Below are 26,363 nucleotides of genomic sequence, written 5' to 3'. Positions count from 1 at the left end.
AAGGAAGAACTCTAATGAAAAGAAAATTGGAAATTATGGATACCACCCTTAGGGATGGTGAACAAACTTCTGGAGTATCCTTTTCCGCATCGGAAAAGTTAACCTTGGCCAAACTACTTTTAGAAGAGCTTAGGGTTGATCGTATAGAAGTTGCATCGGCTCGTGTTTCTGATGGTGAACTTGAAGCGGTGCAACAAATCACCGAATGGGCATCAACCAAAGGATATTTAGAACGTGTGGAGGTTCTAACCTTTGTAGATGGTGGTGTTTCATTAGATTGGATGAAAAAAGCGGGAGCAATTTCACAAAATCTATTAACAAAAGGTTCTTTGAATCATTTGGAACATCAGCTTAAGAAAACTCCGAAGCAACACTTTTCAGAAATAAGCGAAATTTTCAAAAAAGCATCGGAAAATAGTATTATTAATAACATCTATTTAGAGGATTGGAGTAATGGCATGCGAAATTCCAAAACGTATGTTTTTGAATTTTTAGACTTTATTTCAACCCAACCCGTTAAAAGAATATTGTTACCGGACACCTTGGGTATTTTAACCTATACTGAAACATTCGAATATATTTCGGAGGTAGTTCAGAGATATCCCGATTTACACTTCGATTTTCATGGTCATAACGATTATGATTTAGGAGTAGCCAATATTATGGAAGCCGTAAAGGCTGGCTGTCATGGTTTACATTTAACGGTAAATGGTATGGGAGAGCGAGCAGGTAATGCTCCTATGGCAAGTGCCGTAGCTGTAATCAATGACTTTTTACCAGAAATCAAAATAAATGTAAATGAATCTTCCTTGTTTAAGGTAAGCAAATTCGTTTCTGCATTTACAGGGTTTACGATACCTGCTAACAAACCTATTGTTGGTGATAATGTATTCACCCAAACTGCTGGTATACATGCAGATGGAGATACCAAAAAGAATTTATACTTCAGTGACCTCATGCCCGAACGTTTTGGAAGAAAGCGTAAATATGCATTAGGTAAAATGTCTGGAAAGGCAAATATCCAGAAAAATTTACAAGAACTTGGCTTGACACTGAATGATGATGAATTAAAAAAAGTAACGGCCAGAATTATAGAATTAGGTGATAAAAAAGAACGTGTTACTCAAGATGACCTTCCCTTTATAATTTCTGATGTTCTAGATACTGTTACGCATAAACAAAAAGTATTTGTTAAATCATATGTTTTGACTCATGCCAAAGGTTTAATGCCCTCTACTACCCTATCTGTTGAGATAGATGGTAAAACATACGAGGAAAATGCGCAAGGTGATGGTCAGTATGATGCTTTTATGAACGCTTTAAAGAAAGTATATATAGCCAAGAATAGAACCCTGCCTAAATTAACGGATTATTCGGTGAGAATACCCCCAGGAAGTAACTCAGATGCACTCTGTGAAACGGTAATTACTTGGGAAATGGATGGAAAAGAATTCACCTCAAGAGGATTGGATTCTGACCAAACGGTTAGTGCTATAAAGGCCACCGAAAAAATGTTGAATATAATTTAAACAGATTGCTTCGTGCCGCACTATGACGAAATACGAGCAACATACAACTAGACAAAATGAAATTAAATATTGCCCTATTAGCCGGTGATGGTATCGGTCCAGAAGTTATTGATCAAGCAGTAAAGGTGTGTGATGCCATTGCAAAAAAATATGACCATCAAATAACATGGAAACCAGCTCTTACAGGTGCAGCTGCCATTGATGCTGTTGGTGAGCCTTACCCTGATGAAACACATGAGATTTGTGCGAACGCAGATGCAGTACTTTTTGGCGCCATAGGCCACCCTCGATTTGACAATGATCCATCGGCTAAGGTTCGACCAGAACAGGGATTGTTGAAAATGAGACAAAAATTAGGCTTGTTTGCCAATGTACGCCCAACCTTTACTTTTCCTTCTTTAATAGATAAATCTCCTTTAAAGAGAGAGAGAATTGAGGGTACCGACTTAATTATATTGAGAGAGTTAACAGGCGGTATCTATTTTGGTGAACGGGGTAGAAAAGATGACGGTAATACTGCATTTGATACTATGACGTACCAACGTTTTGAAATTGAGCGTCTAGCCAAAAAAGGCTTTGATATGGCTATGAGACGTTCAAAAAAATTATGTTGTGTAGATAAAGCCAATGTACTAGAATCATCTAGACTATGGAGAGAAACTGTTCAGGCTATGGAAAAAGATTATCCTGAGGTTGAAGTTACCTATGAATTTATTGATGCAGTAGCCATGCGTTTGATTCAATGGCCAAAAGGATATGATGTTATTATTACAGCGAATCTATTTGGTGATATTTTAACGGACGAAGCTTCGGTTATTGCTGGTTCTATGGGATTAATGCCGTCTTCATCAGTAGGAAGTAAAGTTTCTTTATATGAGCCTATACATGGTTCTTATCCTCAAGCAGCTGGAAAGGATATTGCTAACCCATTGGCAACTGTACTTTCAGCAGCTATGCTATTTGAAGATATGAACATGACAGAAGAAGCGGAAGAAATTAGACGAGTAGTAAATAGATCATTGGCTGAAGGTTATGTAACAGAAGACCTTGCCGATGGTGGTAAGAGTTATAAAACTAGCGAAGTTGGTGATTGGTTGGCCAGCAACATTTAATAGAATTATTTTAAACGAAATCCCCTTTAATCATTGATTAAAGGGGATTTTTTATTTCGTATACTTTTTGAAAAAATTCTATAAGAGAAACTAAGATTTGAGTTTGAATAATTGACTTACAAACTTACAGGCAAAGCGATATCTTGCTCATAGATGTTTTTTACAATTGCATGTATATCGGGAATAACGATCTTAGCTAATTTTGAATTACTATTTAGCAATACACAAATACCTAAATCTGAACCAGGAAATAGCGCAATTTCATTTCTATAACTATTTACACTTCCACCATGATGCCAAATTGTTTCTTCTGAAGATTTTTCCTTCTCCTTTATGGTATGAACTCTCCACCCAAAACCATATGCTGATTTTAAATGACCTGGCCAGCGTTGGTAATACTTGCTGTGTCCACTAAGTTCAATAAATGGTTTAAATACTTGTTCTACTGAAGCTTTGGACATAACTTCAGGATTATGACCCAATAAAAACCGCATCCATTTGGCCATATCAAGAGGGCTAGCATTAATACCGCCAGCAGCAATTGCATTGTAATATTTGTTCTTTAGTGGTATCGATTTCCATTTCGAGCCTCGCTTCGTATGTGGTACGGCAACATTTTGACTATTCAATAAGGTCTGATGGTCCATTGAAATTGATTCCATACCTAAAGGCTTAAAAAATTTATCCGTCAGCAAGGTTTGAATATTTTTGCCTGTAGCCTTCAACATTATTTCTTGACTCAATGAGAACATTGCATTTTGGTAGCTATATTGAAGACCAGGTTCACTAATAGGCTGAACTTCATCAAAACGACCAGCAATCGTAGACATTGATAAACCAGCTTCCACTAAATTCGTAAAACTGTGATAAGGCGTACCAGAAGTATGGGATAAAAGATGGGCGATTTCAACTTTTTCAGTATTAATTTTGTCTCCAAACTTAAAATTAGGTATAAATTCTACTATCTTATCGTTCCAGTTTATTTTGCCCTCACTCTCAAGATTGGCAGCTAAAACACCCGTAAACCCTTTCGAAATTGACCCTAATCTAAATAATGTTTCGCCATCCACATTCTCAATTCCATCTACACTTCTTTTCCCAAATCCATTCGACAATATAACCGAGTCTCCGCGAACAATACTTACACCCGCACCTACGATATCGCCCGAATTTATCGCCTTCACAAAATATGTAGCCAATGCTTCATTTAACGCTTGCTGCCTTATACCATAAAGTTTGATTTCTCTTTTTTCAGCAAGTGTTTTAACAAGGTTAGAGTTTGAGATAATTTCCTTTGAATCATCAGCCTTAACTGTTGAATCAGTTAGAACAAAAAGGAAAAGTCCCAATAGTAAAGTTCCTAGTAATAGTTTAGTACGCTGCACGAGATTGTAGTATTTAGGTTCTTTAACAACGCAGTAATTTGAATTTAAGTACCAATAAAATACACAAATTAAAAACTTTAACAAGGCGATTGACTATTGTTAAACAAGAATTGATTCCAAATATAACCTTTTAAATTTCAAGATTTATTTAGCTTATCAGCTGATTGTAGTTTTTCTAGGTTTCGATTCTCTTCACAGTTAAATACTAAAATTAAGAACCGTTATTGGAATGCTAAAGATGCATCCAACAAAACTGTTATTAGTAATTCCCTATCTAAATGCTATAGGGAAACTGACCAAATTTGTTCCAGATGCATTACCTGTATTATAAACATTTTAATTAATTGAGACACTTTACATTATAGAACCATTAAATAACTTCTCTTCAGATCCAAAACCTAATGATATGGCCATTTTGTCGAATAAGCGTTGTCATAGACATTATATTACAAAATTCAACGTTATAAAATGTGTAGTCATTTTCCTACATTAATATGAAAGTATTTCAACACAACATCATATCTCGAAAAAAAATAGAAAGATTGGACATTTGTTTTAATCTAGATATCCTATTTCTATTCATTTCCATCACGTATGATGAGGTAGAAAGCATAATCTATATTATTAAAAATATATTTAAAAATTCTATTATACTAGGGGCTATTACTGCTGGTGAAATAATCCGTCAAAGTACAGTGTATGGTGTTATCGTAATGGTTGTTCTAAATTTTATAAAAAACAATATCAGACTATACTCAACAGATTTACCATCAGATGTTGATTCAAAAGTTTTAGCACATGTAGATAAGTTAAGATTCAAGCTCCCTAATAAAGAACATTACAACCAAGTGATCAGGCCTCTATTGGATATTGATAAGAAGAAACGAAGTTTATTAATATCTAAAGAAATTTCAGTGGAGTCACATGTTCGCATCATGAAAGCAACTAGTGATCGGTTAATACTAGCCGCAGAAAATGCGGCCCAAATCATCGCAAAACAAAATAATCATCAACATGAGCTGGCTATTTTAATTAGCAACTCGGGTAGAATAAGGATGCTAGGTGATTTGGTATATGAAGAAGTTGAAGCTGTAATAAACCAATTTACAGAAAACACTAAATCTATTGGGTGTGAAATAGCACCAATTTTTGAATTACCTAAAACCTGCTTACATAACTTGACTATTTGTGTCACTATTTTTCCTGAATTTTGAAGAACCATCGAAGACTAATAAAGCAATTAGGTGAATTCAATCTAAATCAAACAGATTTAGAAAAGATGGTACCATTGCTTAAGGTGGTGGATAGTAGCTATAGGGAAATGGATTCTGATAAGCCACATGCAGAAACCATTTATATTAAAGATGCGCTAGGTAAGCCTTTAGTAAAATGTATTAAAAACATTCTGCTAAAGCCAATCACGAATTTGTTAGATACCAGTAAACCAGAGGTAAACACCTTTAGTAAGACCCTTGAATCTATTGACAAACATGGAAAAAGACAATGGTTGGAGATTACCGTTAAAGGTATAAAATCATCAAAAGGAATAGTTGAAGAGTATATTGGAACAATCGTAAACTTTACTAACTTAAAATGTACCGAATTTGAATTGATAAAAGAGAGAGGGAAAGAAGTTAAAGCACATAAAGCAAAAAGTGAATTCTTATCTACCTTGTCACATGAAATAAGAACACCTTTGAATGCAGTTATAGAAATTACCCACATACATCTAATCGAAAATTCTAAAAAGGAGCAAATAGAAAACCTGAGTACACTAAAATATTCTTCTGAACAACTTTTAGGGGTAGTAAACAATATTTTGAATTATGATAAAATCGCTTCTGGCGCTCTAGAATTAGAAGAAGCTAATTTTAGTTTAAAGCAAGTGTTAAATACGGTACAAAGTGTTTTCACCCATAAAGCCTCAAAAAAGGGAATTCAGTTTAAAATAAAAAAAGACACCCTTTTGCAAGATTCAGTGATAGGTGATAGTAGAAGATTGTATCACGTTCTGACCAATTTAATAAGTAACGCTATTACCTTTACCGGAGAAGGAATTGTTGAACTAGAGGTTAAAGTAATTAATGAAACAAAAAACACTTCTAAACTATTATTTGCTGTAACGGATACCGGTATTGGAATTAGAAATAATAAAACAGCTAAAATATTTAAATATTTTGCTCAGGCCCCTGTAAGTACAGCCCAGTTTTATGGCCGAACTGGCTTTGATATTACAATTTGCCAAAGATTATTGGAATTGATGGGTACAACCATTACGATGGAAAGCACCTATAATGTAGGTTCGTCCTTTAGCTTTGAGTTGAACCTCAAGAAAGGAAATCCGATTGCATCTATTTTTGAGGAGGGGAGTCAATTTAAAATAGGAACTGAAAGTGATTGTGTCAAAAACAGTCTATATGGCAATAAGATTCTTGTGGTAGAAGATAATAAGATAAACATACTTTTAATTGAAAAATTTCTTAAGAAATGGGGGGTTGATTATGATATCGCAATGAATGGTAAATTAGCTGTACAGAGTGCTTTTATAAAGAAATATGACCTTATTTTAATGGATATACAAATGCCTGTTATGAATGGTTTAGATGCCTGTATGGCCATAAGAACTTCAGGAAATTTTCATAATAAAACTATTCCCATATACGCCTTATCTGCATCTATGGGAGAATCAATTAAAAAAAATTTATCGGATTATGGTATAGATGGTTTAATATGTAAACCTTTTAATGCAAACGACTTGTTTGCAACAATATTGAAAATTCTGAATAACAAGGTTAAAACTAAACTTTAAGGTTCTATTTAAAAAATTCTTCAATTTAACAGCTAAGTGTCATTTTTCTATACTTAGTTTCTTTTCGTTTTCTCACTATTAAAATTCCGACTGCAATGGCAACGCCAGAAAAGGCTAACATAGCACCGACTAAACTAGAATAAATGATTCCATATCCAAATGCTATTGGTAAACCTGCTAAATATGCCCCAGATGCATTACCCATATTAAATGCACTTTGATTCATTGATGAGCCTAACATTTCAGAACCTTTAGAGGTATTTATAATTGCCATTTGTATAGGTGTAGAAACAGTAAAGGAAATAACACCTATTAGAAAAGTCATAACCATTAATAAATACGGGTTAGTGGCAATCAGGAAATTGAATATTAATATGACTGACATGATTGACAAACTTATAATTACCGCTTTTAATGGAGAAAACAATTCTGCCATTTTTGCCCCTAAAAAATTTCCTGCAACCATACCTAAACCGGCTAGCATCATAGCGTAACCAACAAAGTGATTGGGTAAACCGGCTACATCAGTAATTAAAGGAGCTACATAACTGTACCACGCAAAGAATCCGCCAGTTCCAATCGTAGTTAGTGCAATCAATGCCCAAAGCTCCCTATTCTTTAATCCATTTGACACACTAACATTTTTCTCTGAAGCTTCAATTTCAATTTTAGGCATCCACATATAAATACTACCCAAAGCTAATAATCCTACAAACCCAACGAGGTAAAAGGAAACACTCCAGCTAAACTGTTGTCCTAAATAAGTGCCTATGGGTACACCTATAACATTAGCAACCGTTAATCCTGAAAACATAATAGCTATACCCTGTGCCGATTTTCCTTTCTTCGCAAGTTTTGTGGCAACTACTGCTCCAATTCCAAAAAATGCCCCATGTGGAATTCCTGATAAAAATCTTAAGAAAAGTAAGCTACTATACCCTGTTGCCAAACCAGAAAGTGAATTAAAAATAGTGAACCATATCATTAATAAGAATAACATTTTCTTAGGAGAAAGCTTAGAGCATAAACCAGTAAGTAAAGGAGCACCCAAGACAACACCCAAAGCATAAGCTGCTATAAAGTGACCAGCCTGGGGAATCGTAATGCCTAATGAACCAGAAACCTCTGTTAAAATCCCCATAATTACAAACTCGGTAAGTCCTATTCCAAAACCTCCGATAGCCAAAGAAAATAATGCTTTCTTGTTAGATGGATTTATATTCATAATAAAATCATTTACTATGTTCCTAAAATGTTTGCGGAACGTATTTTCAGTGTACAAAGTTAGATTGCATATCCATACTTAATTTCAACAGGATTATCCAATATATATGTAATATTATCCTGATTACTTAACTGTTGAAAATTTTAGGTTAAAAAAGAGTATTTATAATACAAAAAGCATCGAAATTTCATTTCGATGCTTTTTGTGAAAATCAAATTTCGTTATAAAATATAATCTGTGCTAACAAAATTTGAAAGTTTAGCTTCTAACAAGTGTTGTATGATTTCGGTATTTAACTCGTTGTCCTTAAAAGCTACAAAAGTTCTGATGGAGAAAGATCGTAAGGCATCATGAACGCTTAACGTTGCTTGTGCAGAATCTTTTCTACCAGTAAAAGGATATACATCTGGACCTCTTTGACATGAACTGTTTAAATTTACACGACATACCAAGTTGACCAATGTATCTATCAACGGAGAAAGAGCATATACATCCTTACCGAAAAGACTTACTTGTTGTCCATAATTACTTTCTGCCATATCATCCAAAGGCTCCTCTATATCTGAAAATTGTACAATGGGTATTATTGGTCCGAATTGTTCTTCTTGATACACCCTCATATCCTTTGTCACAGGAAACAAAACAGCTGGCCAAATAAAATTATCAAAGCGCTTACCTCCTTTTTTATTTAAAATTTTAGCTCCTTTTACAACCGCATCATCAATTAATTCTTGAATGTACTCTGCCTTTCCCGGCTCTGGTAGAGGAGTTAGTTTAACGCCATTCTCCCAAGGGTTTCCAAATTTTAACTCATCTACTCCTTTTGCGAAACGTTCATTAAATTTAACGCTGATTTCTTCATGAACATAAACCACTTTCAATGCAGTACAACGTTGTCCATTAAAAGACAAGGTACCTGCTAAACATTCTTGTATGGTCAAGTCTAAATCGGCATCTGGTAAAATTATCGCTGGGTTTTTAGCTTCTAGGCCTAATACTAAACGTAATCTATTGCTTTTTGGATGCTGTTCTTGTAAGGCATTAGCAGATTTACTGTTACCAATTAGAGCTAAAACATCTACCTTTCCTGTTTGCATAATTGGCGCAGCAACCGTTCTTCCTCTTCCAAAGATTACATTGACTACCCCTTTTGGGAAACTAGTTTGAAAAGCTTCCAATAATGGTGTAATCAAAAGCACACCATGTTTTGCAGGTTTAAATATGGTCGTATTACCCATTATAATTGCCGGAATCAAAAGGGCAAAAGTTTCATTCAATGGATAATTATAAGGTCCAAGACATAAGACTACACCTAACGGTCCTCTTTTAATATGGGCATAGACACCATCATGTTTTTTAAATTTTGCAGCATCGCGATCCAGTTGTTTATAATCTTCAATTGTATCATCAATATATTCAACGGTACGGTCAAATTCTTTTTGGGAATCAGGTAATGATTTGCCAATTTCCCACATCAATAAGTTCACAACTTCATCTCGTTTGGTCTTCATCTTTTTTACGAAAACCTCCATACATTCAATACGGTCTTTAACATGCATGGTTGGCCAAACACCTTGACCACGATTGTATGCCTTTAAAGCAGCGTTCAAAGCATCTAATGCTTCTGCTTCCTGTAAATCTGGAATACTACCCAACAATGTTGGTTTATATTCTTTGGTCGAAGAGATGGTTGAATATACGTCTGTCATTTCCCCTTTCCATTCCTTTAACTCGCCATTTACCAAATAATGCCGTTGATTAATGGTTGATTTAATTTGAAATTCTTCTGGGATAGTTGTATCGCTCATTATGTTGCTGCTATTATAATTTCAGGTTGATTAATGTTTTGTCGATTAATTTCTGATATACTTAATACTCGATTCGTATTTTATTAAATATAGTTTAAACCAAATATTCAAACAAATCAGGTTTATCGTTTATATAATCTCCATAAAAATTGTTATTTTTTATACGTTTTATGAGTGGTTGTAAATCTTCTGGATTCTGAAGTTCAATACCCACTACAGCAGGAGCATTTTCTTTACTAGATTTTTTAGAATATTCGAAATGTATAATATCATCGGTTGGCCCCAAGATATCAACAACAAAATCTTTTAAAGCGCCAGGTCTTTGCGGAAATCGAATAATGAAATAGTGTTTTAACTTACCATACAATAAGGCTCTTTCCTTAATTTCTGCCGTTCTAGTAATATCATTATTGCTTCCGCCAATTATACAAACAACGTTTTTACCAATTATTTCTTCCTCATAATCATCTAAAGCAGCAATCGTCAATGCACCCGCAGGTTCTACTACTATAGCATCCCTATTGTAAAGATCAAGAATAGTTTGACAGACCTTACCTTCATCAACAGTGATCATCGCATCTAAGTATTGACTACAAATAGGAAAGGTCAACTCCCCTACTCTTTTAACTGCTGCTCCATCAATAAATTTATCAATATGTTCCAAGGCCACAACCTTACCTTGTTCCATAGCTGTTTTCATAGATGGTGCGCCTTTTGGTTCAACACCAATAATTTTTGTCAATGGCGATAATTCACTTAAAACACTAATAAGTCCAGAGGCTAAGCCTCCTCCACCAATACAAACAAAAAGATAATCGATTGGTGACTTCGTTTGTTCCATAAGCTCAAGTCCAACTGTAGCTTGCCCTTCTATTATTTTAGGGTCATCAAAAGGATGCACAAATATTTTACCAGTCTCACGGCCATTTGCTCTTGCCGCTAGTGATGCATCATCGAATGAATCCCCTTCTAAGACTATTTCTACCCACTCACCACCAAATAATCGAGTTTGTTCAACCTTTTGCTTTGGTGTTACTGAAGGCATATAAATGGTCGCTTTTATTTTTAAATGAAAGCACGCAAATGCAACACCTTGGGCGTGATTACCAGCACTAGCACAAACAACCCCTAGAGACCTTTCTTCAGTTGTGAGTGAACTTATTTTATTGAATGCTCCCCTAATTTTATAAGAACGAACCCTTTGAAGATCTTCACGCTTTAAACGTACCTGACATTGAAATTGTTTTGAAAGTCTAATACTTTCTGTTAGCGGTGTTATTTCTGAAATCTCAGCAATAGTTTTTGCTGCCATGCGAATGTCATCCAATTTTGGAAAATATACTGGTTTTTTCCTATTCAAATCAATTCCTCTTTTTCTCTCGGACTTCATCATTTTACTAATTGTATGTACTGTTACAACATTTATTTCTAAAACCTAAATTGTCCGTTTAAGAACAGTTTCAGAAAACACTACAACGCCAAAACGGATTGTAACTTTTCGTCTGCACTTAATCGGACAATTAGTATGTCAATATAAGACCTAAAAAATTTAAACTATAGGCTTCATTGCTGTCATTGACTCACGCAAACGTGCACCAACGATTTCCACGGGATGCTCACGTAAAGCCTTATTAACCGCTATTAATGTTGCATTGTCCACATCATTATCAATTCCTTCCGAAAAGTTTTTACCGATTACATCTGTATCAATATTTTTCATGAAGTCAGTTAAAAGTGGTTTGCATGCATGATCAAAAAGATAACAACCGTATTCAGCAGTATCAGATATAACACGGTTCATTTCGAACAATTTCTTACGTGCGACTGTATTTGCAATTAATGGTGTTTCATGTAAAGATTCATAATAAGCAGATTCTGCAATAATTCCTGATTCAGTCATTGCCTCAAAAGCCAATTCAACACCAGCCCTTACCATTGCTATCATTAAGACCCCATTATCATAAAATTCTTGTTCTGTAATTTCTTGATTAGCAGCGGGTGTTTTTTCAAAAGCAGTTTCTCCTGTTGCCGCTCTCCAGGTCAATAGATTTTTATCATCATTGTCCCAATCTTCCATCATCGTTTTAGAAAAATGTCCGGTCATGATATCATCCATATGCTTTTGGAACAATGGACGCATAATCTCCTTTAATTCTTCTGCTAATTCAAATGCCTTAATTTTCGAAGGATTTGAAAGACGGTCCATCATATGCGTGATACCACCATACTTCATACCTTCTGTGATTGTTTCCCAACCATATTGAATTAACCTAGATGCATACCCTGCATCAATTCCCTTCGCTACCATTTTGTCAAAGCAAAGTATAGAACCCGTCTGTAACAAACCACAAAGTATGGTCTGCTCTCCCATTAAATCTGATTTTACTTCAGCTACAAATGAAGACTCTAATACACCTGCCTTATGCCCGCCTGTACCAGCAGCATATGCTTTTGCCTGCTCCAATCCCTTTCCTTCTGGATCATTCTCTGGATGTACAGCAATTAATGTTGGTACACCGAATCCTCTTTTATATTCTTCCCTAACTTCTGACCCTGGGCTTTTTGGTGCGACCATAATAACGGTCAAATCTTTACGAACTTGAGTACCTTCCTCAACGATATTAAAACCATGAGAATAAGAAAGGGTAGCTCCCTTTTTCATTAACGGCATTACAGCACCAACAACGGCTGTATGTTGCTTGTCTGGTGTTAAGTTGATAACTACATCTGCACTAGGTATCAGTTCTTGGTACGTACCAACGGTAAATCCGTTTTCACTAGCATTTACAAAAGATTGTCTTTTTTCCTTGATTGCGGCATCACGCAATGTGTATGAGATATCTAAACCAGAATCCCTCATATTCAACCCCTGGTTCAACCCTTGAGCTCCACACCCAACGATGACAATTTTCTTGCCTTTTAAAGCATTTACACCATCTGCAAACTCAGACGAATCCATAAATCGGCATTTTCCAAGTTGTATTAATTTATTTCTTAATGATAGTGTATTAAAATAATTGGCCATTTTATATTTACTTTATTTGATTATTGATATGATTAGTTGTCTTAAAATTCTTCAAGAATTGCAGAAATCTGCATTACATCTTTAGTAACCGAAATTCTCCCTGAACGAACAAATTGCATTATACCGTAGGGTTTCAATTGATCATGCATTTCATCAATTTCATTTCTTCTACCACTTTTTGCCAGCACAAAAAAGTCACGGGATACCGTTACAATCTGTGCATTGCAATCTTTGATAATATTTTGAATATTACGTTCGTCGAACAAAAGGCCCGATGCAATTTTAAACAAGGCAGATTCTTGATAAATTGTTTCATCATCGGTATGATAAAACGCCTTTATAACTTCTATTTGTTTTTCTATTTGCCCAACGATATTATCCACCCATTTTTCGGTAGTGTGTACCACAATTGTAAATTTTGAAACATCATCAATCTCTGATTTTGACACATTCAGACTTTCGATATTAATATGTCTCTTTAAAAAGATTCCTGAAATTCTGTTTAGTAATCCAACATTATTTTCTGAATATACCGATATGGTGAAAAATTTATTTTCCATAAGCTATTTTTCCAATTCTTTAACTACAAAAGAATTTTATGGCACTGTGTTAAGTTTGCTTTACTATTTCTTTACTGCTACAATCAGTCCTGTCGACCAATTCATTTTTGTGATTTGAAAATCATCACGATTTTCCAAATACTCCATTAATTCATGAACATGATTTTCATGACCGTCAGGCCAATTTGGTTGTTTATTCATATCATCGATGATATAAAATCCGCCAACTATTACCAAGTTCAATACTCGTTCTATCTCACTATATTTTCCTGGCCATGCATCTGCAAAAATCAAATCGAACTTAGCACCTTTGTACTCCTTTAACCATTGCGCTCCATCTTGACATATTAACTCAACTTTCGCATTGTCTCCAAAAAAACTAACCGCTATATCTATTAATTCTTGGTCATTGTCAACTGATATCAATTTTGAATCCTTATCAAGCCCTTCTACCATCCAAGAAAGACTTAAACCTATACCTGTTCCTATTTCTAAAAATCTGCCCTTTGGTTTTGAGGCAATAAGTGTTTTCAGAAAGCTCCCTACATACAAATCTGAAGGCATTGTAAATCCGATTTCCTCAGATTTTCGTTCTATTTCAGTATGAATTTTCGGAATGTCTGGTATAATTGAATCATTCATAATGAATGGTATTTTTAATTTGGATGGATTCTATAAAATTATACGTTATTCACATTACTTATTGACTCATCACTGCCGCATACTGTATTACTGTAATCTAATTTCAGAAACCGATGCACCAGAAGGAATCATAGGAAATACGTTGCCCTCTTGTTCAACCTTCACTTCCAAGAAATAAGGGTTTTTAGAAGCCATCATCTTTTGAATAGTAGATTTTAAATCTTTACGTTCAGAAACTCTTTTGGCTTCAATACTGTATCCTTCCGCTATTTTAACGAAATCTGGATTTACCATAACCGTAGATGCGTATCTTTTCTCAAAAAACAATTCTTGCCATTGACGCACCATACCTAAATGATCGTTATTCAAAACAACAATCTTAACAGGAACTTTATGCTGAAAAATTACCCCCAATTCTTGTATGGTCATTTGAAAGCCACCATCACCGATAATGGCAACAACTTCCCTATCCATTGCGCCCATTTTAGCGCCAATAGCTGCAGGCAATGCAAAACCCATTGTTCCCAATCCGCCAGAAGTTATGTTACTTTTAGACTGTGAAAATTTTGCGTATCTACAGGTAATCATTTGATGTTGACCTACATCGGTAACAATAACCGCCTTATTATTAGAAGCTAAATTAATCTCTTCAATAACCTCACCCATGGTTAAACCAGGCTTGGCAGGGTGAATATCATTTTTTATAATTGTATCAAATTCAATCTGATACTTCTCTTTGAACACATTGTGCCATGCCTCGTGCTTGTTGTTTTTAATCAACGGTAGCATAAGACCTAAAGTTTCTTTAGAATTACCCAATACCGCCACATCAGCATATACGTTTTTATTGATTTCAGAAGGGTCAATCTCAAAATGTATTACTTTTGCCTGTTTTGCATAGTCTTTCAACCTACCTGTTACGCGATCATCAAACCGCATTCCTATAGCAACCAAAACATCACATTCATTCGTTAATAAATTTGGGCCATAATTACCATGCATTCCTACCATACCTACATTTAAAGGATGGTCAGTATTTAAGGCAGAAACACCCATAATAGTCCATGCAGCCGGTATACCCGCTTTCTCTACCAATTGTTTAAACTCATTCTCAGCTTGACCAAGTATTACACCTTGACCCCATACTATAAATGGTTTTTTTGCACTATTAATTAAATCTGCTGCGGCCTGTATTGCACTTATATCCGGTTTAGGTAGCGGCTTATAACTACGTACTCCCGTACACTTCGTATAGGCGAACTCGAATTTATCAATTTGGGCATTTTTTGTAATATCTATCAAAACCGGACCTGGTCTACCTGATTTAGCTATATAAAAAGCCTTTGCCATAACTTCTGGTATCTCAGAAGCTTCGGTAACTTGATAGTTCCATTTGGTCACTGGTGTTGAAATGCCAATAATATCCGTTTCTTGAAACGCATCAGTACCCAATAACTCTCTAGTCACTTGACCCGTTATACAAACCATTGGGGTAGAATCTATTTGCGCATCGGCAAGACCTGTTACTAAATTTGTAGCTCCAGGCCCAGACGTTGCGATTGCAACACCTACTTTACCTGAAACACGTGCATACCCTTGAGCAGCATGGGTTGCACCCTGTTCATGCCTAGTTAGTATATGCGTTAATTTATCCTGAAACTTATATAATTCATCATAAACAGGCATAATTGCCCCACCTGGGTAACCGTACATTGTTTCTACACCTTCCGCCAACAAACAATGTATTAATGCCTCTGCTCCAGAAATCGTAATAGTTTTCTTGGATTCTGTACTTTTTTTCTTCTCTTTTATTGTTTCCATAATTAATAATCAAATTCAAGTATGGTATTCAAAGCCTTTAAACTCCCTACCTCTTATTACACATAGTGCTCAATTAGAAATCTAAACATGTATTAGTTAAAATTCATCGGTCACACACCCTTTAGAAGCAGATGATACGGTACGAGCATATTTATATAGACTTCCTCTTTTCACCTTCAGCTCTGGTTGTATCCACTCTTTTCTTCTTGCTGTTATTTCTTCATCTGATAGATTGACCGAAATCTCATTCTTCTCAGCGTCAATTGTAATAACATCACCATCTTTCAATAATCCGATAGTACCACCATCTTGTGCTTCTGGAGACACATGCCCCACCACAAAACCATGCGTACCTCCTGAGAATCGACCATCTGTAATCAAGGCCACATCCTTTCCAAGTCCAGCTCCCATTATAGCTGCCGTAGGTTTTAGCATTTCTGGCATTCCAGGTCCGCCTTTTGGTCCTTCATAACGAATGACCACAACATCTCCTTTTTTTACCTCGCCTTTTCCTATACCGGCATTCGCGAAAAATTCATCATTGTAAACCTTGGCTGGTCCGGAGAAATATAGTCCTTCCTTTCCTGTAATTTTTGCAACCGAACCTTCGGTTGCCAAGTTTCCATAAAGAATACGTAAGTGACCCGTTGCTTTAATAGGGTTGCTCAAAGGTCTTATTACTTGCTGATGTTCCAACAAGCCAGGCACCTCTGCTAAATTTTCAGCAATCGTCTTCCCGGTAACCGTTAGACAATCGCCATGTAACATTCCATTTTCTAACATGAATTTCATTACCGCTGGCACACCACCTACGCGATGCACATCTTCCATAAGAAATTTACCACTAGGCTTCAAATCTGCCAAAAACGGAGTTGAATCACTAATTTTCTGAAAATCATCTAAAGTAAAATCAACATCTGCCGCTTTCGCTATTGCTAAAAAGTGTAGTACTGCATTCGTAGACCCTCCTAATAATGTCAATAAACGAACTGCATTTTCAAATGATTTACGGGTAATAATATCACTTGGTTTAATATCTTTTTCTAATAAGTTTTTTAATGCCTTACCAGACTCAATAGCATCCTTCTGCTTTTGTTTTCCTATTGCAGGGTTTGAAGAGTTATATGGCATCGCCATCCCTAACGCTTCAATAGCAGAAGCCATCGTATTAGCGGTATACATTCCTCCACAAGCACCAGCGCCTGGACATGCATTTTGGATTACGCCTTTGTAATCCTCATCATTCATGGTGCCGGCTACCTTCTCTCCCCAGGCCTCAAAAGCAGAGACCACATCCAATTTTTTATCTTTATAGCATCCGGAAGCTATCGTTCCACCGTACACCAATATAGAAGGTCTATCTAAACGAATCATTGCCATTAATGCACCTGGCATATTCTTATCACAACCAACTACGGTCACCAAACCATCATAATTCATGGCCTGAACAACTGTTTCCATAGAATCTGCAATGATATCCCTTGATGGTAAGGAATAACGCATACCGTAGGTACCCATCGATATACCGTCACTCACACCAATAGTGTTAAATACCAATCCTACCAATCCGCTATCATTAACACCAGTTTTCACCTCTTGTGCTAAATCATTTAAGTGCATATTACAAGGGTTTCCCTCATACCCAGTGCTACCGATACCAATTAAGGGTTTCTTTAAATCTTCTTCAGTTAAACCTATAGCATATAGCATTGCCTGAGCTGCCGGTTGCGTCGGATCTTGGGTTACATTCTTACTGTGCTTGTTCAATTCCATAATGTAATTCTCGTATGCTTATCTTGATTACTTTGAGCTATTGTATCAAAGATAAAAGTTTATAAAAGCTTCTTTTTTTGACAAAATTTGACATTACAAATTCATTCTGCCTAAAAACTAACTAATTTATTGATTTTCAATTATTTATACTACCAATTTATACCATATTCAATACTTCAAAACAACCTGAAATTAGTTATAAAAAAACCTGCATCAAATATATCTGATACAGGTTTTTCTAAACAATGAAAAGCTCTATCATTCCTTTAACGGAATGACAATGACTACATTGATTATTATATTTTTCAATTTCATATTACAATAGTACATAAAATTCATAAACAATAAAAACATCAACAACTAACTATTATAACAGCTAGACCTGTTGTCGTTAAATAAACCAACTTTAAAAGAGATTCCTCATTCTAGTATATAAATAATATTAAGAACTAGCTGTAAAAATAGTATTCACAGTCTACGGCTTTAATTCACTGTTACCTAAACTTATACCAGTCTAATGCACAATTTAAAACTTATTTGATTTCCTTCTCTTTTTTGCGCCAATATATATATAGCCCTATCCGTCAGTTGAATAATCCGCGGATAACCACCAGTTGTTTGACCGTCTTTCATTAAAACAATTAATTTACCAGATGGCGTTAATTGCACCGTACCGGGTAAAGTTGCCGAGGTTAACATTGATATTTCATGTGGAGAAATTGTTTCTTTAATTTGATACGCCATCCTATTATTTTCGTGGGCTACCGTAAAAGATCTAGAAAATATTTCTTCTAACTGCTTATCGTTTAACAATTCAAACTCAGGACCTTTACTTACTTCTAATATAGTGTCATCTAAAAAAGAAGCAACTTTGATTTCTGAAATTTTAGGTTGGAATAGTTTATGGTACGTATAAGGAACAAAATCACCCTCTCGCAACCTACTTTCTTTTGTGATTGGTTTGTAATAGGATCTACTTCCTAAAATCACCTTCGGCGTAAAACCTCCTTTAACACCTAAATAGGACCTAAAGCCTTTCACAAGTCGACCGAAAGAGAGAATGTCACCAACTTCGATTTGATAGACCTTATAGTTTTGAATTGGCAGATTATTTAAAGTGGCTAACATTTTTGCTCCGCCCAATGCCATATAAGTTTCCTCTTCAAAAACTAACGTTGGCCCAGTCATGGTAATTTCTAAAACTGCTGATGAACTATCATTTTCTAACAAGGAATTGACCTTAAACACAGACATTTCATCCATAACACCAGAAACGGGAACCCCTTTATTTCTGTAATTAAATCTACCTGAATCTTGAACGGAAGTATAAAAACCTGCTTTAAGTACTTTAAGCATCTATCTTAATTTTTTCAGGTTTATAAATACCAACTTCTGCTTCTATTTTATGTAGGTTATGCTCCGCCCTAGAAATTGCATAGAATTCAATTTTATCACCAACATTTACGAAGCAAGGATTCTCTTTTGTGGCGTCAAAAATAGGCACCGAACAATTACCAATAATATTCCAACCGCCAGGGGACTCTTGTGGGTAAATACCGGCTTGTTTTCCTGCTATGCCAACAGCTCCTTTAACAACTTTTGACCTCGGTGTTACTTTTCTTGGAACCTCTAGCTCCTTTATCAATCCACCTAGATACATGAAGCCTGGTAAAAAACCAATTCCATATACTGTGTAATGAGTGGCTGTGTGCATTGCTATAATTTCTGGGATTGATTTATTCAGTTTCTCAGAAACTTCTTGAAGATCTAATCCGAATTCTAAATCATAAGAAACTGGCAAACGCCAAAGGTATCTAGCTGGTTTTGCAGTATCTTCTAATTGATTATACCATGTATTAATGTCTTTCGATATACTATTAAAATCAATCGATTTTTTTCTATTGATAAGTAAAAGAGAATTATAGGAAGGCACCATTTCCCAGTCTTTATCGGTTAACGGATCTGACCTTAAAAAAGATTCAAACCGTAAAATAGTTTCAAGAATGTGCTCTTTCACCTCATTCGGCCATTCAATTAAGATTGAATGCACACCAAAAGACTTTATATTTATTTCAGGGGAATTCACGGTTTAGATTGTAATTTATATTTTGGCAAATGCTTTGTAATATACGTTAAAATTTGAGACGCGTCAGGCGTATCTCCATGAATACAATAGGTATCAGCATATATTGGAATTTTTTCTCCGCTTAATGTTTCAACCACATTCTCATTGTACATCAGTAACAGGTGCTCTAACACAGCTTGACCATTTGAAATTAATGCATTCTCTTGGTTTCTAGACACTAAACTTAAATCATTGTTATAGTTTCTATCCGCAAAGGCTTCCCGTTTAATTTTGAAATTAGTTGCCAAGGCCATTTCTTGAATCACACTACCACAAGGTACATATAGAAACACCTTCTCTTTGTAGGGTGCAATAGCTTTGAGGAAGACTTGGGCTTTATGTTCATCTTTGGCTACATCATTGTAAAGTGCCCCATGCGGTTTAATATGATGAAGCGATACACCTAGTTTTATACATTCGGTCGTGAACAGCTGCATTTGATCGTCTATGCTTTTTATCAAATCCTCATCGTTTATATCCAAAGAAATACGCCCGAAATTTTCCTTATCCGGATAAGAGGGATGCGCACCAATACTAACACTATATTTCTGTGCCAATTTTAAACATAAACGTATTGTTTCTTTAGACCCAGCGTGAACTCCACAAGCAATATTGCATGAACTGATCATCGAGAATAATTCAGCTTCGTTTCCAATACCTTCGCCTACATCACAATTGATATCCATAGTTCTTTTCGTCATTTACAATAATCCTATTACTGTTAGAATACTTTTAGCGCCCAATAGAACAGAAAGGAGAATAATAACTAAACCGATACAATTCTGCATCATGGTGTTTTTATATTTACCCATAACTCCAACCCTATTTACGACCCACAGCAAAAAGATTGCTATTACGGGTAAAAGCAGACCATTGGTAATCTGAGCAAATTTTATAATTTCTATCGGTTTAATTCCGAATGATAAAAAGACCACTCCCAAAACCAAAATCAAAATCCAAATAAATCTAAATTTTGCATCTTTGAATTCAGCTTTCCATCCAAAACAACTATTGGCAACATACGCTGCGGCCAAAGGAGCTGTTATCGCAGAGGTAATGCCTGCAGCAAATAAACCTATACCCATGAAATATAGAGCAGCTGAACCATATAGAGGTTCTAAGGCCTTTGCCATATCCATTACATTGTTTACTTCTGAAGTTTTAATTGCTGCCGCAGATATTAAAATACTGATAGACACAAGTCCGCCTAGTATTATAGATACCAACGTATCTCGTTTTGCCAATTTCAAGTCACTTTTCGATTTCCACTTTTCACTTACCAAAGCGGCGTGCAAAAAAAGATTATAAGGAACAACTGTTGTACCGACCAAAGCTATAATTGTCAAAATACCTCCTTCAGGTATACTTGGCACGAATAATCCTTTTATCAATTCCCAAACATTCGGTTTGGTTAAAACAGCGGTAGCTATAAAGGAAAGACTCATTATAAGCACGAGGAAGATAAACACTTTTTCGAGCGCTTTATAATTCCCAAAATATAATAGCACAAAAGCTATAACACCAATAATAGATGGGTATAACTTACTATAAGCTAAACCAAATAGTGCTTCCATACCTAAGGTGGCGCCACCAATATTACCTGCTTCATAAGAAGCGTTACCTATAATAATAGCAGAAAAAATAAGACCTATCACACTATTACGTATCCAGCCATTATTAAGCTCTTGTTTTATTACATCTGCCAATCCTTTCTGGGTAATTATCCCCAATCTTGCCGACATTTCTTGAAGAACATAGGTTGCAATAATCGATAACAGCATGGCCCATAGCAAACTAAAGCCAAAATTTACACCTGCCAAGGTACATGCAGTAACGGTACCAGGCCCAATAAACGCTGCAGCTACGAGAACACCTGGCCCTAATTTCTTAAACATTCATCATAATTATCATTCTTGTAAATATAATCTCAAAAATATGAATTCGTTCACGGTCATCTAAATCTATTTCACCACAGTTTTAACATTTAAAAATGCCGTTCATCTAAATAAACACCATTCGTCTAAAGGTTATAGGTCTTTCATCGAGGTTATATACTATTGTGAAAATATACAAGTTATAATATTCCCAAACCTTAAACTTAAACTTAACCTATTAATGATTTGTTTAGAATGTAAGAAAGAACTCGGTTATATAGATCATAAGAACGCAATGGACAGCGCAGGTGTAGAACTCTGCTCCAAACATTATGAACGTATTGAACTTTTAATCAAGAAACATGACACCCCCTTAGAGGCCATACAATTATATTATGCCCTAAAAGAAGCTGGTGTCAATTCAATGCTAGAATGGTGGGATGGTAAAAAATCTATAGACATCGCCGTTTCTCGTGTAAAACTTAATATCGAAATCGATTCTGAATATGATAAGCTTACTGAACATGAAGCTATCAATAATTTAGAAGAAGCGATGCACTCCATCAAAAATGGTTTTACGACCATTCGAATTCCCCATATTGTTGTGCGGTACTATTTAAATGAGACCGTTAATAATATTATTGGAATCATGGAAGGTCTTAAAGAGCACATCAAAGTGATCAAATAAAAAACAAGGATGGAAAATTCCAAAAAAGCACTTAAAAATGAAATAAGAGCGGCATTATCAACCCTTTTAATAGGAATGCTTATGCGTGTGCTACATTGGCCCTACGCTGCTGGTATCATATTTACATCATTTGCGGCTATCCTGATTTTATATGCAGTGCGGTTTTTAAAGAAAGAAGTAAAGAACCCAGTCGATTTCATAAAAATGGCATTGGTGTCATTTTGGACAACAAACGGTCTTTTAACGATTTTGAATTTCCCGTATACATTACTATTTCAAATCGGCACCGCGCTCACATTTATAGCATGGTTTGCTATGGAAGGTACCGCTTACTTTATGGACAAAGACAGAAATATGAAAAATAGTTTAACCGATATTATTTGGAATATTGTGATGGTCATTGGTGTTTTAACCATCATATTAGGCAGCCTTATGCATCTTCTTAATTGGGAATATTCAATACCGACTTTAACCGTTGGCCTCACTATTGTTACAAGTTATATTCTCAAAGATATTTTTGCACCCCCTAAATCACAAAAAGAGGACAGCAATAATGAAGAACTTTTTTCTTAAAACGGCTAAACACCCATAATCTACCTCTAAAAAATATAATCTGGTTTTTTGTATCTTATGCCCAAAGGGTTTACATATGAATAGCATTGACCGAAGAAAATGGCTTAAAACTGCTGGACTATCCAGTGGTTTTACTTTATTAGGGGGATTTAGTTCGATGGCTATGAATCTCTATACGCCTATCGACAGTAAACTGAACGGTGTCGCAAAATTAAACTCTAACGAAAATCCTTATGGCCCCTCAAAGGCAGTAAGAAAAGTAATTACAAATTCTTTAGACTTGGCCTGTAGGTATCCATCCATGATTTTTCATCCATTGGTTGAACAGATAGCACGTAAAGAAGGAGTTACCAAAGACCATATTGTCGTAACTGGTGGTTCTACAGAAGGCTTAAAGGCAGCGGGATTAACCTACGGGTTGAATGGAGGTGAAATAATTGCAGCCGACCCTACTTTTCAATCGCTTTTAACCTATGCTGAAAATAGTGGTGGATTTGTTCATCGAGTACCTGTAGATAAAAATATGGGACATAATCTAGACGAAATGGAGAAGCGCATAACTGCTAAAACAAGTTTGGTTTTTATTTGCAACCCGAACAACCCCACAGGTACATTGATTGATAAAGATAAACTAAGAGATTTCTGTTCATCAGTAAGTAATAAAACTATGGTATTCAGTGATGAGGCCTACTACGATTTTATTACCGAACCAGATTATCCATCCATGGTTGAGTTAGTAAAAGAAAATATGAATGTCATCGTTTCAAAGACCTTTTCAAAAGTTCATGGGCTTGCCGGTTTGCGAATAGGATATTTGGTTGCTCGACCTGATATTGCCACAAGACTTAAAAAGAATATTATGGCAATGACCAATGTTATTGCCATTGAAGCTGCTAAAGCGGCACTTACCGACGATGAATTTTATAAATTTAGTGTTATTAAAAATACAGAAGCTAAAAATCAGATTTACAAAACATTAGATGATTTAAACCTTGAGCACCAAAAATCACATACCAACTTTGTGTTTTTCAAAACAGGAAGACCGATATCTGAAATAATAACTGCTATGAAAAAACAGAATGTTCTTATAGGTAGGCCGTTCCCTCCATTCTATGATTGGGCTAGAATTAGCACAGGAACCTTAGACGATATGAAACTCTTCGATAAAGGACTTAAAAAGGTTATGTCTTAAAATTATTCAAAACAAATTCCAAGCACTAAATTATATGTTTAAAAAGATTATTATTTTATTTTTTAGTAGTGCTATTTTCATATCCTGTACGACCAAAACCGAAAAAGTTGATTTAAATCAAAACGAAACTAGTTCAAACTGTAGAAGTTTCGATGAAATAAAAAAAGATGGAAAATTAAGAGCACTAATTGCTTACAGTAGTACTAGCTATTTTCTTTATAAAGGAAGACCAATGGGGTATGAATATGAACTCTTGGAAAGACTGGCGGCTCATTTTGACCTAGAGTTGGAGGTCATAGTTTCAGAAGACCTAAATTCACTTTTAACCGAATTGAATAAAGGGACTGTTGATATTGTTGCTTACGGTTTAGCAGTGACTACAGACCGTAAAAAAATTGCCGCATTTACCGATTATCTTTATTTAACCAAACAAGTACTCGTGCAACGAAAACCAAAAAACTGGCGAAAATTAACTTTGGATAATATTAAAGAACAGTTGGTGATGGATCCTATACAGCTTATTGATGATACTGTTTCTGTACGTTATAGTTCCTCTTATTTTGAGCGACTGCAAAATCTCTCAAGGGAAATTGGCGGAACTATATTTGTAGATACCCTAAAGGGTAAATTGGCCACCGCCGAAATTATAAAAATGGTTGCCGATGGAGAAATAAAATATACCCTAGCTGATAAAAATCTAGCTCATATTAACGCCTCTTATTATCCAATTTTGGATGTTTCTGTACCGGTTAGTTTTTCTCAGCGGATAGCTTGGGCCGTTCATAAAAACTCCAAGGAATTATTGACAAAGACCAATGATTGGATTGAAGATGAAAAAAAGAAATCAGACTATTACGTTATTTACAATAAGTACTTTAGAAATAAAAGAACTTTTAACCGTAGGGTGCAAAGTGATTTTTACAGCCTAAGCAATAATCAAATAAGCAAATACGATGATATCATTAAGGAAAATGCGAAAAAACTTGGATGGGATTGGAGACTATTGGCTTCCTTGGTATATCAAGAATCACGGTTTGACATTGACGCCAACTCTTGGACAGGAGCAGAAGGACTAATGCAACTTATGCCAAACACAGCAAAGGAGATGGGACTAGAAAATAGTATGGAACCTATAGATAATATTAACGCTGGATCAAAGTATCTCAGAAGTATCTATGATAACTTTGAAGAAATTACAGATTCCGTTCAGCGAATTAAGTTTACCATGGCTGCCTATAATAGTGGGTATTATCATATTAAGGATGCGCGATTGCTTGCAAAAATGAACAAATTAAACCCTAATGTCTGGGATCGCAATGTAAATGAAATGCTATTGGCATTGAGTTATCCCCAAAATTATAATCATCCATCTATTAACTATGGATACGTAAACGGAATTGAACCTTATAATTACGTTGACCAAATCTTTGAACGGTATGATCACTATGTGAATTTTATTCAAAAAAAGAAATCAGCTAATACTCATTGACCATTACCTCTAAAAAATTCAAATTCACAATAATTCCTGAGTTACGTATTTTCTTATCTATTTTATCTACATTATATAAAGAAAAAAAGTTCAACCTACTCTTATAAACCAACCCTATTATGAAAAAATACTACTCGGCCTTTTAGTAATTACTGTCATTATCATGAGCATCCTCCTTTTTAACACGCTATCGTTAAGTTCAAAATAGGTCGCACCTGACACGCTTTAAAAATTAATGATTTCTGACGCTGTTTACGAAAATCTATCTAAAGCAATTCAGTATCCAACGATTTCCTTTATTGAGGATGCTATTCCAGATTCCACTGCCTTTACTGGATTTATCAATTCCTCCATGACACTTTCCCTCTTGTTCATGAGCAACTTACTTTAGAAAAAATTAGCGAATACAGCTTATTATATACCTGGAAAAGGACTGATCAAAATAAAAGCTGTAAAATAGCACACTAATCCTTTGTGTAAAATCAAGGTTATCAATCAATCCTGTCCTAAACGTTTTCAAGAATGAATAACTTTACTGTTTTCATTGACCTAAAGCTACCGTTTTGGTTTTTTTCAGAATAGAACCCCCTGTACGATATTTTGTTTAGGCGGCGGATGGTCTTGAAAAGGGTGGTCGAGCCATTTTTGGAGGTCTACCTTAACAAAAAGGTTGAGTCTTATAAAAGCGACCAGATTTGATAAGTACCATTTGTATTTTGCCATAGCTTTCAGT

Annotated in this window: 22 protein-coding genes; 9 read left to right on the top strand and 13 right to left on the bottom strand. The window is 35.4% G+C overall.

Going from position 1 to position 26,363, the window contains the following annotated elements; translation table 11 throughout:
- Positions 1-14 precede the first annotated feature (14 nt).
- Positions 15-1,529 (top strand): alpha-isopropylmalate synthase regulatory domain-containing protein, encoded by a 1,515-nt coding sequence (locus tag ES765_RS18650; RefSeq protein WP_138115859.1) that lies wholly within the window; start codon positions 15-17, stop codon positions 1,527-1,529.
- A 56-nt stretch (positions 1,530-1,585) separates the two neighbouring features.
- Positions 1,586-2,641, top strand: coding sequence for a 3-isopropylmalate dehydrogenase (gene leuB, locus ES765_RS18645; protein ID WP_138115858.1), 1,056 nt, complete (start codon positions 1,586-1,588; stop codon positions 2,639-2,641).
- A gap of 116 nt (positions 2,642-2,757) precedes the next feature.
- Here leuB and ES765_RS18640 read toward each other — a convergent pair whose 3' ends face one another.
- A complete protein-coding gene (locus ES765_RS18640) occupies positions 2,758-4,026 on the bottom strand; it encodes a serine hydrolase domain-containing protein (RefSeq protein ID WP_138115857.1) in 1,269 nt (422 codons plus the stop codon).
- Between the two features lie 494 nt (positions 4,027-4,520).
- Between ES765_RS18640 and ES765_RS18635 the strand changes: the two genes are divergently transcribed.
- On the top strand, positions 4,521-5,240 hold the full coding sequence (locus ES765_RS18635; RefSeq protein ID WP_138115856.1) for an FIST C-terminal domain-containing protein: 720 nt from the start codon (positions 4,521-4,523) through the stop codon (positions 5,238-5,240).
- Positions 5,237-6,835: a response regulator gene (locus ES765_RS18630; protein ID WP_138115855.1), complete on the top strand. Its 1,599-nt coding sequence runs from the start codon at positions 5,237-5,239 to the stop codon at positions 6,833-6,835. The genes ES765_RS18635 and ES765_RS18630 overlap by 4 nt, the downstream gene beginning before the upstream one ends.
- Positions 6,836-6,860: 25 nt before the next feature.
- Here ES765_RS18630 and ES765_RS18625 read toward each other — a convergent pair whose 3' ends face one another.
- The 12 genes from ES765_RS18625 to ES765_RS18570 all read right to left on the bottom strand — a co-directional run bounded on the left by ES765_RS18625 (position 6,861) and on the right by ES765_RS18570 (position 21,709).
- The gene (locus ES765_RS18625; RefSeq protein ID WP_138115854.1) at positions 6,861-8,060 is read right to left on the bottom strand and encodes an MFS transporter; all 1,200 of its coding nucleotides are present in this window, start codon (positions 8,058-8,060) and stop codon (positions 6,861-6,863) included.
- A 221-nt stretch (positions 8,061-8,281) separates the two neighbouring features.
- On the bottom strand, positions 8,282-9,868 hold the full coding sequence (locus tag ES765_RS18620; protein ID WP_138115853.1) for an NADP-dependent glyceraldehyde-3-phosphate dehydrogenase: 1,587 nt from the start codon (positions 9,866-9,868) through the stop codon (positions 8,282-8,284).
- A gap of 94 nt (positions 9,869-9,962) precedes the next feature.
- Entirely contained in the window at positions 9,963-11,261 is a 1,299-nt protein-coding gene (gene ilvA, locus ES765_RS18615; RefSeq protein ID WP_249356591.1) for a threonine ammonia-lyase, read from the bottom strand.
- 156 nt (positions 11,262-11,417) lie between these two features.
- Positions 11,418-12,893, bottom strand: coding sequence for a ketol-acid reductoisomerase (ilvC, locus tag ES765_RS18610; protein ID WP_138115852.1), 1,476 nt, complete (start codon positions 12,891-12,893; stop codon positions 11,418-11,420).
- Between the two features lie 41 nt (positions 12,894-12,934).
- Positions 12,935-13,453, bottom strand: a complete 519-nt coding sequence (gene ilvN, locus ES765_RS18605; protein WP_138115851.1) for an acetolactate synthase small subunit — start codon at positions 13,451-13,453, stop codon at positions 12,935-12,937.
- 63 nt (positions 13,454-13,516) lie between these two features.
- On the bottom strand, positions 13,517-14,095 hold the full coding sequence (locus ES765_RS18600; RefSeq protein ID WP_138115850.1) for an O-methyltransferase: 579 nt from the start codon (positions 14,093-14,095) through the stop codon (positions 13,517-13,519).
- An 87-nt stretch (positions 14,096-14,182) separates the two neighbouring features.
- Entirely contained in the window at positions 14,183-15,916 is a 1,734-nt protein-coding gene (ilvB, locus tag ES765_RS18595; RefSeq protein ID WP_138115849.1) for a biosynthetic-type acetolactate synthase large subunit, read from the bottom strand.
- A 96-nt stretch (positions 15,917-16,012) separates the two neighbouring features.
- Entirely contained in the window at positions 16,013-17,689 is a 1,677-nt protein-coding gene (gene ilvD / locus ES765_RS18590; RefSeq protein ID WP_138115848.1) for a dihydroxy-acid dehydratase, read from the bottom strand.
- A gap of 504 nt (positions 17,690-18,193) precedes the next feature.
- Entirely contained in the window at positions 18,194-19,045 is an 852-nt protein-coding gene (locus ES765_RS18585; RefSeq protein WP_138115847.1) for a biotin-dependent carboxyltransferase family protein, read from the bottom strand.
- A complete protein-coding gene (gene pxpB / locus ES765_RS18580) occupies positions 19,038-19,775 on the bottom strand; it encodes a 5-oxoprolinase subunit PxpB (RefSeq protein ID WP_138115846.1) in 738 nt (245 codons plus the stop codon). The genes ES765_RS18585 and pxpB overlap by 8 nt, the downstream gene beginning before the upstream one ends.
- The gene (gene pxpA, locus ES765_RS18575; RefSeq protein ID WP_138115845.1) at positions 19,772-20,515 is read right to left on the bottom strand and encodes a 5-oxoprolinase subunit PxpA; all 744 of its coding nucleotides are present in this window, start codon (positions 20,513-20,515) and stop codon (positions 19,772-19,774) included. Before pxpA ends, pxpB begins: the two co-directional genes overlap by 4 nt.
- Positions 20,516-21,709, bottom strand: coding sequence for an Nramp family divalent metal transporter (locus ES765_RS18570; protein ID WP_138115844.1), 1,194 nt, complete (start codon positions 21,707-21,709; stop codon positions 20,516-20,518). It abuts the gene before it with no gap.
- Positions 21,710-21,929: 220 nt separating this feature from the next.
- Here ES765_RS18570 and ES765_RS18565 point away from each other — a divergent pair, with 220 nt between their 5' ends.
- From ES765_RS18565 to ES765_RS21890, 5 genes are all read left to right on the top strand, one after another.
- Positions 21,930-22,376: a hypothetical protein gene (locus ES765_RS18565; protein ID WP_138115843.1), complete on the top strand. Its 447-nt coding sequence runs from the start codon at positions 21,930-21,932 to the stop codon at positions 22,374-22,376.
- Between the two features lie 9 nt (positions 22,377-22,385).
- Positions 22,386-22,949, top strand: coding sequence for a hypothetical protein (locus ES765_RS18560; protein WP_138115842.1), 564 nt, complete (start codon positions 22,386-22,388; stop codon positions 22,947-22,949).
- A gap of 76 nt (positions 22,950-23,025) precedes the next feature.
- Entirely contained in the window at positions 23,026-24,141 is a 1,116-nt protein-coding gene (locus tag ES765_RS18555; protein WP_138115841.1) for a pyridoxal phosphate-dependent aminotransferase, read from the top strand.
- A gap of 34 nt (positions 24,142-24,175) precedes the next feature.
- Entirely contained in the window at positions 24,176-25,630 is a 1,455-nt protein-coding gene (locus tag ES765_RS18550) for a transglycosylase SLT domain-containing protein (protein WP_138115840.1), read from the top strand.
- A gap of 235 nt (positions 25,631-25,865) precedes the next feature.
- Positions 25,866-26,021, top strand: a complete 156-nt coding sequence (locus tag ES765_RS21890; RefSeq protein WP_171017366.1) for a hypothetical protein — start codon at positions 25,866-25,868, stop codon at positions 26,019-26,021.
- Positions 26,022-26,363: the final 342 nt, after the last annotated feature.

Origin of the sequence: Maribacter sp. ACAM166 (genome assembly GCF_005771495.1) — a bacterium.
Taxonomy (GTDB): domain Bacteria; phylum Bacteroidota; class Bacteroidia; order Flavobacteriales; family Flavobacteriaceae; genus Maribacter.
This window is presented reverse-complemented; position numbering and strand designations above follow the sequence as displayed.

Bases quoted from the DNA above. Each gene is read 5' to 3' on its own strand.
- ES765_RS18560 (WP_138115842.1), top strand. From the start codon at position 22,386: ATGGAAAATTCCAAAAAAGCACTTAAAAATGAAATAAGAGCGGCATTA.
- ES765_RS18620 (WP_138115853.1), bottom strand. From the start codon at position 9,868: ATGAGCGATACAACTATCCCAGAAGAATTTCAAATTAAATCAACCATT.
- ilvN (WP_138115851.1), bottom strand. From the start codon at position 13,453: ATGGAAAATAAATTTTTCACCATATCGGTATATTCAGAAAATAATGTT.
- ilvD (WP_138115848.1), bottom strand. From the start codon at position 17,689: ATGGAATTGAACAAGCACAGTAAGAATGTAACCCAAGATCCGACGCAA.
- ilvB (WP_138115849.1), bottom strand. From the start codon at position 15,916: ATGGAAACAATAAAAGAGAAGAAAAAAAGTACAGAATCCAAGAAAACT.
- ES765_RS18625 (WP_138115854.1), bottom strand. From the start codon at position 8,060: ATGAATATAAATCCATCTAACAAGAAAGCATTATTTTCTTTGGCTATC.
- ES765_RS18650 (WP_138115859.1), top strand. From the start codon at position 15: ATGAAAAGAAAATTGGAAATTATGGATACCACCCTTAGGGATGGTGAA.
- ES765_RS18635 (WP_138115856.1), top strand. From the start codon at position 4,521: ATGAAAGTATTTCAACACAACATCATATCTCGAAAAAAAATAGAAAGA.
- ES765_RS18570 (WP_138115844.1), bottom strand. From the start codon at position 21,709: ATGTTTAAGAAATTAGGGCCAGGTGTTCTCGTAGCTGCAGCGTTTATT.
- pxpA (WP_138115845.1), bottom strand. From the start codon at position 20,515: ATGACGAAAAGAACTATGGATATCAATTGTGATGTAGGCGAAGGTATT.
- leuB (WP_138115858.1), top strand. From the start codon at position 1,586: ATGAAATTAAATATTGCCCTATTAGCCGGTGATGGTATCGGTCCAGAA.
- ES765_RS18550 (WP_138115840.1), top strand. From the start codon at position 24,176: ATGTTTAAAAAGATTATTATTTTATTTTTTAGTAGTGCTATTTTCATA.
- ES765_RS18585 (WP_138115847.1), bottom strand. From the start codon at position 19,045: ATGCTTAAAGTACTTAAAGCAGGTTTTTATACTTCCGTTCAAGATTCA.
- ES765_RS21890 (WP_171017366.1), top strand. From the start codon at position 25,866: ATGATTTCTGACGCTGTTTACGAAAATCTATCTAAAGCAATTCAGTAT.
- ES765_RS18600 (WP_138115850.1), bottom strand. From the start codon at position 14,095: ATGAATGATTCAATTATACCAGACATTCCGAAAATTCATACTGAAATA.
- ES765_RS18565 (WP_138115843.1), top strand. From the start codon at position 21,930: ATGATTTGTTTAGAATGTAAGAAAGAACTCGGTTATATAGATCATAAG.
- ilvA (WP_249356591.1), bottom strand. From the start codon at position 11,261: ATGATGAAGTCCGAGAGAAAAAGAGGAATTGATTTGAATAGGAAAAAA.
- ilvC (WP_138115852.1), bottom strand. From the start codon at position 12,893: ATGGCCAATTATTTTAATACACTATCATTAAGAAATAAATTAATACAA.
- ES765_RS18555 (WP_138115841.1), top strand. From the start codon at position 23,026: ATGAATAGCATTGACCGAAGAAAATGGCTTAAAACTGCTGGACTATCC.